Source organism: Caballeronia humi (assembly GCF_001544475.1).
In the GTDB taxonomy this organism is placed as follows: domain Bacteria; phylum Pseudomonadota; class Gammaproteobacteria; order Burkholderiales; family Burkholderiaceae; genus Caballeronia; species Caballeronia humi.
Genome location: NZ_FCNW02000002.1, coordinates 1 through 16,093 on the forward strand (window position 1 = coordinate 1; position 16,093 = coordinate 16,093).

At 63.6% G+C, this 16,093-nt stretch carries 16 protein-coding genes; 12 read left to right on the top strand and 4 right to left on the bottom strand.

Annotated features, from left to right (window positions below):
• The first annotated feature begins 533 nt into the window (after nucleotides 1–533).
• From AWB65_RS02835 to AWB65_RS02850, 4 genes are all read left to right on the top strand, one after another.
• The gene (locus tag AWB65_RS02835) at nucleotides 534–1,403 is read left to right on the top strand and encodes a CheR family methyltransferase (RefSeq protein WP_235007482.1); all 870 of its coding nucleotides are present in this window, start codon (nucleotides 534–536) and stop codon (nucleotides 1,401–1,403) included.
• A 2-nt stretch (nucleotides 1,404–1,405) separates the two neighbouring features.
• Nucleotides 1,406–2,029, top strand: coding sequence for a chemotaxis protein CheB (locus tag AWB65_RS02840; RefSeq protein ID WP_087665709.1), 624 nt, complete (start codon nucleotides 1,406–1,408; stop codon nucleotides 2,027–2,029).
• Nucleotides 2,026–3,165: a hybrid sensor histidine kinase/response regulator gene (locus tag AWB65_RS02845; RefSeq protein ID WP_087665710.1), complete on the top strand. Its 1,140-nt coding sequence runs from the start codon at nucleotides 2,026–2,028 to the stop codon at nucleotides 3,163–3,165. Before AWB65_RS02840 ends, AWB65_RS02845 begins: the two co-directional genes overlap by 4 nt.
• Nucleotides 3,166–3,248: 83 nt before the next feature.
• Nucleotides 3,249–3,545: an acylphosphatase gene (locus tag AWB65_RS02850; RefSeq protein ID WP_087665711.1), complete on the top strand. Its 297-nt coding sequence runs from the start codon at nucleotides 3,249–3,251 to the stop codon at nucleotides 3,543–3,545.
• A gap of 19 nt (nucleotides 3,546–3,564) precedes the next feature.
• On the opposite strand, the gene egtD is transcribed toward AWB65_RS02850, so the two are convergent.
• Complete coding sequence (gene egtD, locus AWB65_RS02855; protein WP_087665712.1) at nucleotides 3,565–4,533, bottom strand: L-histidine N(alpha)-methyltransferase; 969 nt, start codon at nucleotides 4,531–4,533, stop codon at nucleotides 3,565–3,567.
• A gap of 230 nt (nucleotides 4,534–4,763) precedes the next feature.
• On the opposite strand from egtD, the gene rarD reads away from it, so the two are divergent.
• Entirely contained in the window at nucleotides 4,764–5,747 is a 984-nt protein-coding gene (rarD, locus tag AWB65_RS02860) for an EamA family transporter RarD (RefSeq protein ID WP_087665713.1), read from the top strand.
• A gap of 202 nt (nucleotides 5,748–5,949) precedes the next feature.
• On the top strand, nucleotides 5,950–8,049 hold the full coding sequence (locus AWB65_RS02865) for a response regulator (protein WP_087665714.1): 2,100 nt from the start codon (nucleotides 5,950–5,952) through the stop codon (nucleotides 8,047–8,049).
• Nucleotides 8,050–8,141: 92 nt separating this feature from the next.
• Here the strand turns inward: AWB65_RS02865 and AWB65_RS02870 are convergent, their stop codons facing one another.
• On the bottom strand, nucleotides 8,142–8,624 hold the full coding sequence (locus AWB65_RS02870; RefSeq protein WP_087665715.1) for a hypothetical protein: 483 nt from the start codon (nucleotides 8,622–8,624) through the stop codon (nucleotides 8,142–8,144).
• A 396-nt stretch (nucleotides 8,625–9,020) separates the two neighbouring features.
• Between AWB65_RS02870 and AWB65_RS02875 the strand changes: the two genes are divergently transcribed.
• Complete coding sequence (locus AWB65_RS02875) at nucleotides 9,021–9,386, top strand: hypothetical protein (protein ID WP_087665716.1); 366 nt, start codon at nucleotides 9,021–9,023, stop codon at nucleotides 9,384–9,386.
• Between the two features lie 113 nt (nucleotides 9,387–9,499).
• A complete protein-coding gene (locus AWB65_RS02880; protein WP_087665717.1) occupies nucleotides 9,500–9,871 on the top strand; it encodes a hypothetical protein in 372 nt (123 codons plus the stop codon).
• An 80-nt stretch (nucleotides 9,872–9,951) separates the two neighbouring features.
• On the opposite strand, the gene AWB65_RS02885 is transcribed toward AWB65_RS02880, so the two are convergent.
• A complete protein-coding gene (locus tag AWB65_RS02885; RefSeq protein WP_087666016.1) occupies nucleotides 9,952–10,470 on the bottom strand; it encodes a transglycosylase SLT domain-containing protein in 519 nt (172 codons plus the stop codon).
• Nucleotides 10,471–10,629: 159 nt separating this feature from the next.
• On the opposite strand from AWB65_RS02885, the gene AWB65_RS02890 reads away from it, so the two are divergent.
• Nucleotides 10,630–10,890 carry a DUF4148 domain-containing protein gene (locus AWB65_RS02890; RefSeq protein WP_235007483.1) on the top strand — a complete coding sequence of 87 codons (261 nt, stop codon included), beginning with the start codon at nucleotides 10,630–10,632 and terminating at the stop codon, nucleotides 10,888–10,890.
• Nucleotides 10,891–10,903: 13 nt separating this feature from the next.
• On the opposite strand, the gene AWB65_RS02895 is transcribed toward AWB65_RS02890, so the two are convergent.
• Nucleotides 10,904–12,325 carry an MFS transporter gene (locus tag AWB65_RS02895; RefSeq protein ID WP_235007484.1) on the bottom strand — a complete coding sequence of 474 codons (1,422 nt, stop codon included), beginning with the start codon at nucleotides 12,323–12,325 and terminating at the stop codon, nucleotides 10,904–10,906.
• 136 nt (nucleotides 12,326–12,461) lie between these two features.
• On the opposite strand from AWB65_RS02895, the gene AWB65_RS02900 reads away from it, so the two are divergent.
• From AWB65_RS02900 to glyA, 3 genes are all read left to right on the top strand, one after another.
• Complete coding sequence (locus tag AWB65_RS02900; protein ID WP_087666019.1) at nucleotides 12,462–13,427, top strand: GlxA family transcriptional regulator; 966 nt, start codon at nucleotides 12,462–12,464, stop codon at nucleotides 13,425–13,427.
• 126 nt (nucleotides 13,428–13,553) lie between these two features.
• Nucleotides 13,554–14,765, top strand: a complete 1,212-nt coding sequence (locus AWB65_RS02905) for a M24 family metallopeptidase (protein WP_087665718.1) — start codon at nucleotides 13,554–13,556, stop codon at nucleotides 14,763–14,765.
• A gap of 66 nt (nucleotides 14,766–14,831) precedes the next feature.
• Nucleotides 14,832–16,091 (top strand): serine hydroxymethyltransferase, encoded by a 1,260-nt coding sequence (glyA, locus tag AWB65_RS02910; RefSeq protein ID WP_087665719.1) that lies wholly within the window; start codon nucleotides 14,832–14,834, stop codon nucleotides 16,089–16,091.
• The last annotated feature ends 2 nt before the right edge of the window (nucleotides 16,092–16,093 follow it).

Here is a 16,093-nt window from a genome sequence, read left to right on the forward strand (position 1 = left end):
AGGAACGGGGCTTGGCTCGCGGACCCACTGTGGCAACGCGCGGTACACCGGACCGGTGCAGCAGTCATACATCCGTCTTCGCGCTACGCGCTCAGACGTTGGGTGCACCGCGCAGGGAATCCAAGGTAACAGGAAGCGCAAGCACAAGATGGTTTTGGTGAACCCGACGTCGGAGCGAAGCGAGGACGGAGCCAGACGGAGTGCATACCACTCAGAGGAAGTGCGCGTTGTCACAGTGGGTCCGCGAGCCAAGCCCGGTTCTACCATGAGGGCGACACTTACTCTCCAGCGCCAATCCCAATCAAATGCTAGTGGTGGATTGTTAGTTTTGGCGGTTGGAAGCTGCTTTCTTTGCTTACTTTCTTTGCAGCAGCAAAGAAAGTGAGTCCCGCCCCGGACAGGGGCAGAGCCAATAGACCGAAAATAAAACAAGCTCCATAGGAGCCTAAGCGCATCAAATGAATTCAAGCCCTAACGCGCCAGCGTCGAACGGTCCAAACTAACTCGCCCCAAGCGCCAGCGAAATACGCCCTATGGTAGCCCCCACGCCCCCGCCCACGCCTACGCCTACGCCCTCGAGCGCCAGCGAATCCCTCACCTTCGATATCGAGCTGAAGCTCGTGCTAGAGGCGATCTACCTGCGTTACCAGCACGATTTCCGGCACTATTCGGTGAGTTCGCTGCGGCGCCGCCTGACGCAAGCCCTCTCGGACCTGTCGATCCCGACGCTCTCGCAGCTACAAGAGCGCATCCTCCGCGACCCGGCCCTGTTCGCGCGCCTGTTCCAGTACCTCACCGTACAAGTGAGCGAAATGTTCCGCGACCCGCAGTACTTCCGCGCGATCCGCGAGCAGGTCGTGCCGATCCTGCAGACGTATCCGTCGATCAAGGTCTGGATCGCGGGCTGCAGCAGCGGCGAGGAACTCTGGTCGCTGGCGGTCCTCTTCGCCGAGGAAAAGATCGCCGATCGCACCGTCCTCTATGCGACCGACATCAACGCCGATGCCCTGCGCCAGGCCGAAAACGGCATCTATTCGCTCGACCGCATGGCGAGCTTCAGCCAGAACTACCTCGCGGCGGGCGGCAAGCGCTCGCTTTCGGACTACTATCACGCAGCCTACGGCGCGGCGAAGTTCTCGCAGACGCTCAAGTCGCGCGTCGTGTTCGCCGACCACAGCCTCGCCACCGACAGCGTGTTCCTCGAAGCGCACCTCGTCTCGTGCCGCAACGTGCTGATCTATTTCGATCGCGCGCTGCAAGACCGCGCGCTCGGGCTCTTCAGCGATTCGCTCGTGCGGCGCGGCTTTCTCGGTCTTGGCAGCAAGGAAAGCCTGCGCTTTTCGAAACACGCGGGCAGCTTCACGGAATTCAACGCCCGCGAACGTCTCTACCAGAAGGTGTAGCAATGAGCACCGCGCCCGAAATACCTGACTTTGATGCCGCCTCGATCGAGGCGGTCGTGATCGGCGCGTCGGCGGGCGGCATCGAGGCGCTCAACCGGCTGCTGCCCGAACTGCCCGACGACTTCGGCGCCGCCGTGCTGATCGTCGTCCACATGCGCCCGGACGTGCCGAGCCTCCTGCCGGAACTCTTCGGCGCGCGCTGCCGGCTGCCCGTCGTCGAGCCGAACGACAAGGACGAGATCACGCACGGTACGATCTATCTCGCGCCGCCCGGCTATCACATGCTGGTCGAGCCGGACCGGTCGATCGCGCTGTCGATCGATCCGCCCGTACGCTTTTCGCGGCCGTCGGTGGACGTGCTGTTCGAATCGGCGGCGCTCGCGTATCGCAAGACGCTGCTCGGCGTCGTGCTCTCGGGTGCGAACGACGACGGCGCGCGCGGCGCGCTCGCGATCCGCGAGGCGGGCGGCCACTGCTGGGTGCAGGACCCCGCGACGGCGGGCGCCACCGCGATGCCGCGCGGCGCCATTGCAAACGGCGCCGCACACGAAATACTGACGCTCGATGACATGGCGGCGCGCTTCGCCGCCGGCATCGGACGCAAGCGAATTGGAGCCAACAGATGACGCAACCCATTCATGTTCTGATCGTCGACGACATCCGGAACAACATCACCGCGCTGGAAGCGTCGCTGGCACGGCCGGATTTGTCGGTGCTGAAGGCCGAATCGGGGCCGGCCGCGCTCGAGCTGCTGCTGAAGCACGAAGTGGCGCTCGCGATTCTCGACGTGAACATGCCTGGCATGGACGGCTTCGAACTCGCCGAGCTCATGCGCGGCAGCCCGCGCACGGCGCACGTGCCGATCATCTTCCTGACGGCGACCGCGCAGGACACCGGCCGCACGTTTCGCGGCTACGAAGCGGGCGCGGTGGACTTTCTCTACAAGCCGTTCGATTCGCGCATTCTCAATTCGAAGGTCGATGTCTTCATCCAGATCGAGCGCCAGAAACAGCAGCTCGCGACGCAACTCGCCACCGTGCAGCAACTGCTCGATGCCAACGAAATGCTGATGGCCGTGCTGGGCCACGACCTGCGCACGCCGCTTTCGGCGGTAATCGCATCGGCGGAATATCTGTCGCGCTTCGTGCAGGACGAGAACGTCGCGAACATCGGCACGCGCATCAAGTCGAGCGGCATGCGCATGGTGCGCATGGTCGATCAGTTGCTGAACCTCGCGCGGCTGCGCGGCGGGCGTGTGACGTTGCAGCCGCGCTCGGTGGAAATGATGACGCTCGCGCGCAATATCGTCGATGAATATGAGGCGCGTGTCGGCAAGGGACGCATCTACATCTTCCGAGACGGCGATACGGTTCTGCAAGGCGATGGCGATCTGCTCTCGCAGGTGCTGTCGAACCTGATCGGCAACGCGCTGCAGCACGGCCGCGAAGGCTCGGCGATCCAGGTGCGGCTCGACGGCGCCTCCGCCGACGAAGTCGCGATCTGCGTGCAGAACGCGGGCGAAATCCCGCCCGACGTGCTGCCGACGATCTTCGCGCCGTATCGCTCGGGACGTCCGCCGCAGGAATCGGGAGGCTTGGGTCTCGGTCTCTACATCACGCACGAGATCGCGCAGATGCACGGCGGCAACGTGCAGGTGCGCTCGACGGTCGAAGCCGGCACGACGTTCGAAGTCCGGTTGCCGCGCGCATTGCGACCGCGACCGGGACGCGCGGAGCCGGCGCAGCCTTTTCGTCTCAGTTGAAAGCGGGGGCGTTGCGCGCGGATCGCCGACCTTGACTAGAATGCGCGCTGAAAGCGATCAAGCAACGACTGAGGAGAAGCAAGATGCCCGGCCCCGATCTGGATGAAAAAATCGAAACGTATTACGTGCGCGTGCGAGGTGTCGTGCAGGGCGTCGGCTTCCGGCATTACACCGTGCGGCGCGCGCACGAGCTGGGCGTGCGCGGCTGGGTCGCGAATCTCGACGACGGCTCCGTCGAAGTAATGGTGCAGGGCGCGGCGAATCAGGTCGACCGGATGCTCGAATGGCTGCGCCGCGGGCCGCCGCACGCCCGCGTCACCGATTTCTTCAGCGAGGAGCGCTTCCTCGACAAGCGCTTTGAGCGCTTCGAGCAGCACTGAGCCTGCTGCGATAACGCCGTTAACGCGCTACGAGAAGGCTCTCCGCGAATCCCCAGGTATCGTCGCGCCATTGATGCGTGCAGCCGAAGCCCGCGTCGGCGGCAATCGGCGCGACTTCTTCCGCCGCGTACTTGTGGCTGCTCTCCGTCCAGATCGTCTCGCCTTCCCTGAACTCCACGCGCAAATCTGTCGCGCGCACGGTTACTGTCAGCGGGCGTTTCGCGCGCAAATGCATCTCGATGCTGCGCGCGTCCGGATTGAAGCGCGCGACGTGCTCGAACGCGTCGATCGGGAAGTCGCCGCCCAGTTCGCGATTGATCCGCGCGAGCAGATTCAGATTGAACGCGGCCGTGACGCCGATCGCGTCGTCGTAGGCGGCAATCAGCGTCGGCAGCGGCTTCAGCAGGTCAGTGCCGAGCAGGAGCGCGTCGCCGGGCTTGAGCATGCCGCGGATCGACTGCAGGAATTTCGTCGCCGCGAGCCGCGAGAAATTACCGATCGTGCTGCCGAGAAAGAGCACGAGCAGCACTTCGCCGTCGCGCCGCCTTGCGCTCACTTCGGCGAGGCCGGCCAGATAATCGCGCTCGTAGCCGACGATCGAAATCCGCTCGATATCGCCGAGTTCGCGGCGGCACAACTGCAAGGCGGTGCGCGAAATTTCAATCGGGTAGTAATCGGTGGGCTGCTTTTTACAAAGCGCTTCGAGGATGCGGCGCGTCTTGCGCCCGCTGCCGCTGCCGAGTTCGGCGACCTGTACATGTTTTGGCAAGGCCGCGACGATGTCGGCGGCGTGCGCCGTCAGCACGCGTTCCTCGGCGCGCGTGACGCCGTATTCGGGCAGTGCGGTGATCACTTCGAAGAGCGCGGAACCGACTTCGTCGTACAGATACATCGACGGCAGTTCCTTCTGCGGACGATGCGACAGACCGGCGTGAACGGCTTCGGCAAAGGCGTTGGTAAAGCGGGGAGAAAGTGCGGGCTGGGTCATGACGTCTCCATCGGGGCAGCGTTTTTATTCGGCCGGCGGGACACAGCGTGCGGCGCGACGAATTCGGGTGTTCGGACGCAAGCGCTCTTGCGTAGAGCGGTATCTGCCACGACGGCAGGCGGCAAAAGACAACCGATGAAGCAAGAAGCGGGCACGACTCTAAGTGTTCGAATGAAGAGAACGTTTAAAATGACGCACCCTCCGACCTTATTTCGGCCTCGCAACGCGCCATGAATCAACACGTCCTCGGGCGCGGCATCGCCTTGTCGGTGGCCGCTTCCGCGCTCTTCGCCCTGATGTCGGGCTATACGACCTGGCTAACGCCGCTCGACGGCCTCGACATCTTCGCGTGGCGCATCGTCTGGACCATGCCCGGCGCGGTTGCGCTCGTCGCGTGGCGAAGCCGCTGGCCGCAACTATGCACGCTTCTCGCCAAGCTTGCCCAAACGCCGCGCCTGCTCGCCGGCTTCGCCGTCGCGGCGGCGCTGCTCGGCGTGCAACTGTGGATTTTCCTCTGGGCGCCGTTGCATGGCCGCGCGCTCGACGTCTCGCTCGGCTATTTCCTGCTGCCGCTCGTGATGGTGCTGATCGGCCGCTTTCACTATCGCGAGCCGCTCGACGGGTTGCAGTGGGCAGGCGTCGCGTTCGCTACTGTCGGCGTTCTGCATGAACTTCTCGTGACGCGCGCGTTTTCGTGGCCGACGCTCGTCGTCGCGCTTGGTTATCCGCCGTACTTCATGCTGCGCAGGCGCTTGAACGCCGATCCGCTCGTGTCGTTCGCCGTCGAGATGATGCTGATCGCGCCGTTCGCGGTCGCGATGCTCGTCATGCGCGATTCGCTCGCGGTTGTCGAGGCGCGGCCGGTGCTGTGGCTGCTGCTGCCCGGCCTCGGCGCGCTGAGCACGGTCGCGCTCGGCTCATACCTGCGTTCGAGCCGTTATCTGCCGCTCGCGCTTTTCGGCATCCTCGGTTACGTGGAGCCGGTGTTGCTGGTAGGTGTCGCGGTGCTGCTGCTCGGTGAGCCGTTTTCGATGCAGCAGATCGGCACTTACGTGCCGATCTGGATCTCCGTCGCGCTGACGGCCGTGCATAGCGTGCGACTCGTCAAGCGCGAACGGCTTGAGCGCGCGGAGCGGCGCGTCTTGCCGATGACAGAGCAGCACGCAAGCGCCGAACACGAGAGCGGCGTTGCGCAAGTCGAGAAGGTGGATTGAATACAGCGCGTTTTTACATTCCGCTTCCGGCTTTTCCCCACATCGCTCGTGCTCAGTGCGTGTTGATAATGCCTCAGCCCCTCGCTGCGCATACGTTTGAGGCGTCTGGCTCGATGATTGCTTGAACCAGCGGTCACGTCCGTCGCGGGCGATCGTAAAAGTCGCGCGCGGCATGCCGTCTCACCTTGCTTCAGCCGATTAGATGACCGACTCGTCCACTCCCGAACCCGCGATGGCGCGTCTCGACGACGCGGACTCGCTCGATTTTCCACTGCCCGCGCTGCATCTGGACGAAGGCGTCGTGACCCGCCTGTCTCCGGTCGACGCTCGCTCTCCCGCGCCGCATCCCGCTTTCGACGCGTTCTTCCGCAGCCTGCTCGACGGCAGCACCGACTGCATCGAAGTGCTATGGCATGACGGCACGGTTGACTTCATCAACGCCCACGGCATCGAGCTGAGGGAAATCGACGACTCCACGCCGATGCGCGGCAAATCATGGATTTCGCTCTGGCCCGAGGAGGCGCGTGAGCGGGCGACGCATGCCGTCGATGCCGCGCTCGCCGGCCAGCACGCGCATTTCGAAGCGGCCTGCCCGACGTCGCGCGGCACGGTCAAGCACTGGGAAGTAACGGTGTCGCCGGTGCAGGATGCAGCGGATGGCGTCGAATGGATGGTGTCGGTATCGCGTGACATCACGCCGCGCGTGGTTGCCGAGCGCTCGCTCGACGCCGCACGGCAGAAGCGCGCGACGCGCGGCGGCGCGCATGCAGCGCTCGCGCAATCGGAGAAGATGGACGCGATCGGCAAGCTGACGGGCGGCGTCGCGCACGACTTCAACAACGTGCTGCAAGTGATCGGCGGCAATCTGCAACTCGCCTCGCAGCACGCTCACGACGACGAAACGCTGCTGCGGCGTCTCGAAAGCGCTCATGAGGCGGTCGAGCGCGGTGCGATGCTGTCGTCGCAATTGCTCGCGTTCGCGCGCCGGCAACCGCTGGAACCCGTCGCCATCGATGTCGGCAAGCTCCTCCATGCGAGCGCCGATGCGTTGAAGCGCACGCTCGGCGAGGCGATCGAACTCGACCTCGTGATCGCCGAAGGGCTTTGGAACGCGCTCGTCGACCGGCATCATTTGCAGAGCGTGCTCGTCAATCTCGTGGTCAACGCGCGCGAAGCAATGGACAGCGCCGGACGGCTCACTATCGAAGCTGCGAACTCGCTGCTCACCGTCGATTACTCGCGCGACGACGAACTCGTCGCGGGTGGCGAATACGTGCGCATCACCGTGTCGGACACTGGCAGCGGCATGACACCCGCCGTACTCGATCGCGCGTTCGAACCTTTTTTCACGACCAAGTCCGACGGACGCGGCACGGGCCTCGGCCTCAGCATGGCGTACGGTTTCCTGCGGCAGACGGGCGGCGCGATCAGCCTGCAAAGCGAGATCGAGCGTGGCACGACGGTCACGCTGCACCTGCCGCGCACGCTCGACGAAGAGGCGCCATGCACCGATACCGCGAGCGAGCCCGTGACCGGCGGCGACGAAACGATTCTCGTCGTCGAGGACGATCCGGACGTGCGCGCGACCGTCGTCGAGATGCTGGCGCAACTCGGCTATCGCGTGTTGCAGGCCGCCGACGCACAAAGCGCGCTGATCGTGCTGGACAGCGGTGCGCACGTCGACATGCTCTTTACCGACGTCGTAATGCCGGGGCCGGTGCGCAGTGTCGAACTGGCGCGGCGCGCGAAAGAGATGATTCCGTCGATCGAGGTGCTCTTCACGTCGGGCTATACCGAGGACGTGATCGTGCACAAGGGGCGGCTCGATCCAGGGCTCGCGCTGATCAGCAAGCCGTATCGGCGCGATGCGCTCGCGCGCAAGATCCGCGCGATGTTCCGCGACAAGATAGCGCCGCGCATCGAGATGCAAGAGGCAAAGGCGCTGCGCGTGCTGATCGTCGAAGACGACGTGAACACGCGCGACGCCACGCGCGAGCTGCTGCAACTGCTCGGCGCGGAGGTATCGGCGGCGGATCACGGGAAGGCCGCGCTCGCGCTCTTCGATACCCACGCGTTCGACGTCCTTCTCACCGATGTGCGGATGCCCGGTATGTCCGGCATCGAACTCGCGCGCGAGGCCAAGCGTTTGCGGCCTGAGTTGCGTGTGGTGTTCGCGTCGGGCTATGGGTTGAACATCGCGTCTGAAATCGATGCCGATATGGCTAACGTCGCGTTGTTGCCCAAGCCATTCGATCTCGATTCTTTAGAGAAAGCGGTATTTGCAAAGACCAACGACGCTTAAAGAAATCGCTAAAGCAAAAAGGGCAAGTCCGAAGACTCACCCTGACAAGCGCACATCAGCAATCGATGTGCGCGATGCGCGTGACGCTTGCTTTATTGCTTCTTTGCAGCGTCGATCTTCGCATCGGCGGCCGTCTTGTTAGCATCGTTCTGAGCCTCGACTTTCTGCTTGTCGGCCTTCGCTTGCGCTACGTTGGCATCTTCGGCGGCATCGTGCTTCTTCTTGTCGGCCTTGACCTGAGCGTCGTGCTTCTTCTTGTTGGCCTTGGTTTGCGCTTTAGCGGCATCGCCGCGAGCGTCGGATGCTTCCGCAGGCGTGGTCGCCTTCGCTACCTTTGCAGCTTTCTTGTCGGCGTCGGACTGTGCCGATGCCTTGTCTTCATTGGCCGACGCCTGCGCCTTGACGGCGTCGCTGTGTGCTTCGGCCTTCTTCTTGTTGGCCGTGGCTTGTGCTTCCTGACTTTCGCTGTTCGCCTTCAACTGAGCCTTGGTGGCATCCGTCGCGGGCGCGGCTGTTTGAGCGAATACCGTGGTAACGAGCATTGCGGATGCGAGAGCGGCGACGATTTTCTTCATGGTTATAGACTCCTTTGAAAGTGCACTGCATGGGTCAGTGCTGCCCGTAACAACGCTGCCCGGATGACAGGCGTTGACGCTTATCTGGTGACAAACAGTAACTAGTCGCGACCAAATGAAACCCTCGCAGGAGTGAAAGGGTTTCCTGTCTTTTTAGCGCGTCATAAGTACCGTATTTGCTGCAATGCGATGGGTACTTCAGGAAATAGTTTGGATGGCAAAGATATTTGGCTAGGGCTTAATGCTTTAAAGCGTGCCGACAACTAAAGGCATTGGTGCCGGACATCCAAATGTTTCCGCTGAAATGTGCCGTTACCAACTGCAGCAGATATTTCTTCGCGAGCCGCTTAACATCCGCTCCATGTCCCGGCGATCGATCGGGATCTGGAGAAGCTCATGAAACGCGCAGCACTTGTGGTGGTGATGGCCGGCAGCCTGGCGATGGCAGGACAAGCGTCCGCGCACGGCCACGGTGGCGGGGGCGGCGGCGACGGCGGCGCGATCGTGGGCGCGCTCATCGGCGGCGCGGTGCTGGGAGCGCTCGTCGGGTCGGTGGCGAACTCGGCGCCTGTGTATGCCGAACCGGCTCCTGTCTATGCGCAGCCCGTCTACGCCGCGCCGGCTTATGCGCAGCCGGTATATACCCAGCCGGTGTATGCGCAACCCGCGCCGCCGCCGCCGGGATATTGTTTCGATAACTATCGTCGCGCGTATGTGGCTTGTGGTCCGGCACCGCAACCGGGCTATGCGCCGGGCTGGTGACCGCCCTTACTTCAAGAGTGTGCGATGCGGCACGCTGATTGCGATCTAGTCGATACGGGCGTTGCGACGGCTTGGTTGCCACGCGCGATCGGCACACTCTGATGGAGACTGCAATGAAAGCGACCACAAAGAACATTCTGATTACAGCGATGGTGTTGGGCCTGTCCGGCGGTGCGTATGCGCAGGCGGGCGGCGGAGGAGCGGGCATGGGTGGGGCCGGCGGTGGCAATTCGGGCAGCACAGCCGCGCCGGCCGCGGGCATGGGTCAGGGCGGCGGCATGAACTCGGGCGGCGGCGGTTTGAATCAAGGCACTGGCAAGAACCAGGGAATGGGCGGCGCACCCGATGGATCGGCCGGGATGGGTTCGGGCAAGAGCGGGATGTCCAATGACATGAACAACGATTCATCGCAAGGGACGATGCAGCGGAAAGCGCCGAATGACTCGGGCACAAGCTCCGGCAGCGGCATGAAGAAGGCTTATTAGACGCCTGAAGTTTTCGCGCCTTGAAACGGGCGCGCCCGGATCGTTCGATCCGGGCGCGCTTTTTTTGGGCCTGCGCCAGGCTATTTGCCGTCGCCGGAAGGCGCGATCGGTTCGAAGCTCTTTGCGCGCAAGCTGACCTTCTCCGCGTAAGCCGACGATCCGCCATAATTTTTCAGCGCGACGTCGACATCGCCTTGCGCGGACTTGAGATAGCCGTGCAGGATCGCTGATCCCGTTTCGATGTTCGCCTCCGGGTCCGTCAAATCGACATTGTGCACAAGCCGCTTGTGCGCGGCCGGCACGACCTGCATCAGGCCAGTCGCGCCGTTGGCGCCCTTGGCCCTTTCCTTGAAGCGCGATTCGATGGAGATGATCGCGAGCAGCAGCGCGGGAGGCAGAGAATACTTCGATGCCGACGACATGACCGCCGCCGAAATCTGCTCGGCCTTCTCCCGCGCGACGCCGAACTTCTGCGAAATGACGCGCGAGATCTGATGACCGGTCTGCTCGTCCGCCGAGGGGCTTTGCGCGGCCTCCTGCGCGCCCGCGCCCTGCGTGAGGGCGAGCGAAAGAAGCGGCAGAAGGAGGATTCGGCGCATGTCGGTGAGCGGTTTTAGCAAAAACCGCATTGTACAGACAATAAAAATTCCTTGCAAATCATGAGTTTGCCGCTAATCGCCGCAATATGTTGAAGTAAGCGGACAACGGGTATGCGCGATGCTCAAGGTGAGTTCACCACACATCCCCGGAGAGTCACCATGTCGAACATCCGCCTTGCGGCCACCCGTTTGTCGATGGCCGCCTTGCTCGCCGCGAGCGCCGTCTGCGCTCAGGCGCAAACGGCCGGTACACCGTCGAACGGAAGCACCACCACGCGCGCCGCAACCAAAGCCGACTTAAAGAATCTCGAACAGAACGGCTACAAGCCGAAGGCATCCGATCCGCAATATCCGAACGACGTGCAGGCCGCCGAGAAGAAAGCGCAAGGCGGAGCGAGCGCGCCCGCGGCATCGAAATAAAGGATCGATGTAGCTAGCGCGCTTCGGTCCGACTCGCGGCCTTGCGTCCCGAGGCCGAGATGCCAGCTCCCGCTTCCGGCGAGAGACGGGCGAACATCGGCCAGGAGCAGAGCACGACCGCCGCCGTCACGAGAAACGCACACGCGAGTTGCCAGCGTTCGGCGTGCGCGCTGCCGGATAGCAGCATGGTGATCTGGATCGTTCCCGCCGCGACCGTCACGCCGACCGCCTTCATTAACTGCTGCGCCGTGCCCTGAAACGACGTCGCGGCGGCGAGTCTCGGGCGCGGTACGTCGGCGAAGGCAAGCGCGCCCATCGTCGCGAAGGAAAGCGAGCGGCTGAGGCCGCCGAGAAGCAGCAGCAGGAAAATCGCGGCGGCGGGCCACGCCTGCGACATCGTCGAGCAGACCGTGAGCACCACCGCGAACGACACGCTTCCCCCACACAACACCGCGCCCACCGAGAAGTGGCGCAGCGCGAGCGATGTCATCGGCCGCATGCAGAACGAGCCGAGCGCGCTCGCGAACGTGATGAGGCCGCTCGACGTCGCGCTGTAGCCGAAGCCCGCCTGCAAGGTCAGCGGCACGAGAAACGGCAGCGCTCCGGCGCCCGCGCGAAACAGGCTGCCGGCGATCGTCGCGGCATGGAAGGTAGGAATCGCGAGCAGCGAAAAGTCGACGGCCGGATTCTCCACGCGCTGGCAATGCCGCACCGCGAGCCAGAAGAGCAGCGCGCCGCACGCGACGCTCACCCACGGCAGCCCATCGGGCAGCACACCGCGTCCGGCGCTTTCGATGCCGATCATGAAGAGACTCAGCGACACGCCGACGAGCAGCATGCCGTGCACGTCGGGCGGTATCGCGGGCTCGGGCTCCGAGGGCGGCAGCAGGCGCCACGTCAGCAGCATCCCGAAGATGCCGACCGGCACGTTGACCCAGAAGATCGCGCGCCATGAGAGCGCGTCGGTCAGAAAACCGCCGAGCGGCGGGCCGAGCAATGGGCCGATCAGCGCGGGCATCGTGAGCCAGGTCGTCGCCTGGAGCAACTCTTCGCGCCGCACGCCGCGAAAGAGGATCAGCCGCCCGACGGGCACCATCATCGCGCCGCCCAACCCTTGCACGATGCGCGCGGCGATCAGCGTCGCGAGACTCGTCGATGCCGCGCACGCGATCGATGCGAGCGTGAATGTCGCGATCGCCCACATGAAGACGCGCCGCGCGCCGAAGCGGTCGGCGACCCAGCCGCTCGCCGGGATGAACACCGTCAGCGCGACGAGGTACGCGGTGATCGCGCTGCTCAGATGCACGGGATCGACGCCGAGATCGCGTGCCATCGACGGGATGGCCGTCGCGACGATCGTGCCGTCCATGTTCTGCATGAAGAGCGCGCTCGCGACGACGGCGGCGGTGAGGCGAAAGTTTCCTTGGGTTTTCACGCGTCTGGTCTTTGCGGGAAGACGGCCAGTCTAAAGCGAGCCGTACTAGAATGCCTGAACCTTTTTGCCTGAACGACACGACATGACACGTCCCGCCGTGCCGCGAGCGCCCGACACCCCGCCGACCGCCGATGGCATGCACGACCTGCGTGTGACGCGCTACGGCTTTCTGTTGCTCAACGACTTCTCGCTGATCGCGCTCGCAGCCGCCGTCGATCCGTTGCGCATCGCGAACATGATCATCGGACGCAAGGTGTACGAGTACGAGCTGATCGGCGTCGATCATGAAGTCACGCGGTCGAGCGACGGCATCCGCGTCGTTCCCGATACCGCGATGGCCGATGGCGGCGCGTACGATGCGGTCTTCGTCGTCGGTCCGAATCCGATTCCGAAGAAGGGCATCGGCGCGTTGCTCGACTGGCTGCGCTTGCAGGCGCGACACGGCGTGGCGCTCGGCGGACTGGATACGGGCAGTTACTTTCTCGCGCGCGCGGGGCTCCTGAACGGCTATCGATGCACGATTCACTGGGAAGATCAGGACGCCCTCGTCGAGCAGTTTCCGCGCCTGACGGTATCGAACCGTTTATACGAAGCCGATCGCGACCGCTATACGTGCAGCGGCGGCATAGCGCCGCTTGATCTGATGGTGCATCTGCTCGGCGCCGCGCCCGGCAGCCGGTCGCTCGCGGCGCGCGTGCTCGAACTGCTCGTCGCCGAACGGCGCAGTCACGAGCAGCGCCAGCGCACGTCGCTGCGCCAGTACATGGGCGCCGAGCACGCGAAGCTCGAAGAAGCGCTGCAGTACATGGAGAGCAACGTCGAAGAGGCATTGTCCGTGGCCGAGATCGCCGCGTATCTGGAGGTATCGCAGCGGCAGCTCGAACGCTGGTTCCAGGAGCGGCTCGGCAAGACGCCCGCGCAGGCGTACATCGAAATCCGGTTGCTGCGCGCGCGACAGTTGCTGTATCGCACGTCGAAGCCGCTCGAAGAGGTGTGCGCGCGCACCGGCTTCGCATCGACGACGCATTTCGCCACGCGCTATAAAGCGCAGTTCCAGATCTCCCCCAGCGCCGATCGCCGGCGCTATCAAAACGCGCTTTAGACGCTCCTCGGTAAAAACCCTCGCCGACGAATTCGCAAAGGACGGCGTCGAATCCGGAAATGTTCGGATTCGCCGAACTCCTACCATGGGCTCCAGTGAAATCACTTTCCAACAAGGAGCGAGCGAATGAAACTGGAAAACCTGATCCGCATCGAGAACGGCGAAAAAGTGCAGCACACGTTCTCGGATGCCGAATACGCGAATCGTCAGGCGAAGCTGCGCGATTTGATGGCGCGCGAGAACATCGACGCTGTGCTGTTCACGTCGTATCACAACATCAACTACTACGCGGACTTCCTGTACTGCTCGTTCGGGCGCAAGTACGGGGTCGTCGTGACGCAGAAGAAGGTGGTGTCGATCAGCGCGAATATCGATGGCGGGCAGCCGTGGCGGCGCACGGTCGGTGACTACAACGTCGTCTACACCGACTGGCAGCGCGACAATTTCTTTCGCGCTGTGCAGGGCGAGATCGAGAACAAAGGGCGCGTGGGTGTCGAGTTCGACCAGATGCCGGTCGACGTGCTCGCCAAGCTGAAGGCAGCGCTGCCCGACGCAGAGTTCGTCGATATCAGCGGAGAGACGATGCGCATGCGCATGATCAAGTCGGCGGAAGAGATCGAGGTCATCAAAAACGGCGCGGCTGTGTGCGATGTGGGCGGCGCAGCGCTTGCGGCTGCGGTGCACGAAGGCGTGCCGGAGCACGAGGTCGCGCTGGCCTCCACGCAGGCGATGGTGCGCGAGATCGCTCGCCGCTATCCGCATTCGGAACTGATGGACACGTGGACGTGGTTCCAGTCCGGCATCAACACCGACGGCGCGCACAACCCCGTCACGACGCGCAAGGTGCAAAAGGGCGACATCCTGAGCCTCAACTGCTTCTCGATGATCGCGGGCTACTACACGGCGCTCGAACGCACGATGTTCTTCGATCATTGTTCCGATGAGCATCTGCGCCTGTGGAAGATCAACGTGGAAGTGCACGAGGCGGGGCTCAAGCTGATCAAGCCGGGCGCGCGTTGCAGCGACATCGCGCACGAGCTGAACAAGATCTACGCCGAGTACGGCCTGCTGAAATACCGCACGTTCGGCTACGGCCATTCGTTCGGCGTGCTCTCGCATTACTACGGCCGCGAGGCGGGGCTCGAACTGCGCGAGGATATCGATACGGTGCTGGAAGAGAACATGGTCGTTTCGATGGAACCGATGATCATGCTGCCCCAAGGCCTGCCCGGTGCGGGCGGCTATCGCGAACACGACATCCTCGTGATCGGCAAGAAGGACGCGACCAACATCACGGGCTTTCCATACGGTCCTGAGAAAAACATCATTGCGGCCTGACGCTTCTCGAACGAACCAGTCTTGCGGCCGCGTAGGTCGCAAGACGAAACACACGCAGGAGAATCCATGTTTTCAGCGGCACAAACCATCGCGGGCTTCGACCCCGAACTCGCCGATGCGATGCGCCAGGAGCGGCATCGACAGGAGGAGCACATCGAGCTGATCGCGTCCGAGAACTACGCGAGTCCGCGCGTGCTCGAAGCGCAGGGCTCGGTGCTGACCAACAAGTACGCGGAAGGCTATCCGGGCAAGCGCTACTACGGCGGCTGCGAGCATGTGGACGTGGTCGAATCGCTCGCGATCGCGCGTGCGAAGCGCCTCTTCGCCGCCGATTACGCCAACGTCCAGCCGCACAGCGGATCGCAGGCGAACGCGGCGGTCTACATGGCGCTGCTCGCACCGGGCGACACGATCCTCGGCATGAGCCTCGCGCACGGCGGGCATTTGACGCACGGTGCGAAGGTATCGTTTTCCGGCAAGCTGTATCGCGCGGTGCAGTATGGCGTCGATACGGCGAGCGGGCTGATCGATTACGACGAAGTCCAGCGGCTTGCGCACGAACACAAGCCGAAGATGATCGTCGCGGGCTTCTCGGCGTATTCACGCGTGCTCGACTTCGCGCGCTTTCGGGCGATTGCGGATAGCGTCGGCGCGTATTTGTTCGTCGATATGGCGCACGTCGCGGGGCTCGTCGCGGCAGGGCTGTATCCGAACCCGGTGCCGTTCGCCGACGTCGTCACGACGACAACGCACAAGACCTTGCGCGGTCCGCGCGGCGGGTTGATCCTCGCGCGGTCGAACGAGGAGATCGAGAAGAAACTGAATGCGATGGTCTTCCCCGGCACCCAAGGCGGACCGTTGATGCACGTGATCGCGGCGAAGGCTGTCGCGTTCAAGGAAGCGCTCGGCGCGGAGTTCGTCGATTACCAGAAGGCGACGCTCGCGAACGCGCGCGCGATGGTGAAGGTGTTCATCGAGCACGGATACGACGTCGTATCGGGCGGCACGGACGATCACCTGTTCCTCGTGAGCCTGGTCGCGCGCGGCATCACGGGCAAGGATGCGGATGCCGCGCTCGGCCGTTCGCACATCACGGTCAACAAGAACACGGTGCCGAACGATCCGCAGTCGCCGTTCGTGACGAGCGGCATCCGCATCGGCACGCCGGCGATTACGACGCGCGGCTTCACAGAGGCCGATGCATCGCTTACGGCAAGGCTCATCTGCGACGTGCTCGACGATATCGGCAATGAGCATGTGCAGGCGCGCGTGCGGGAGGAGGTGTCGAGGCTGTGCGCGCGGTATCCGGTGTACGCGGGGGTTTAAGA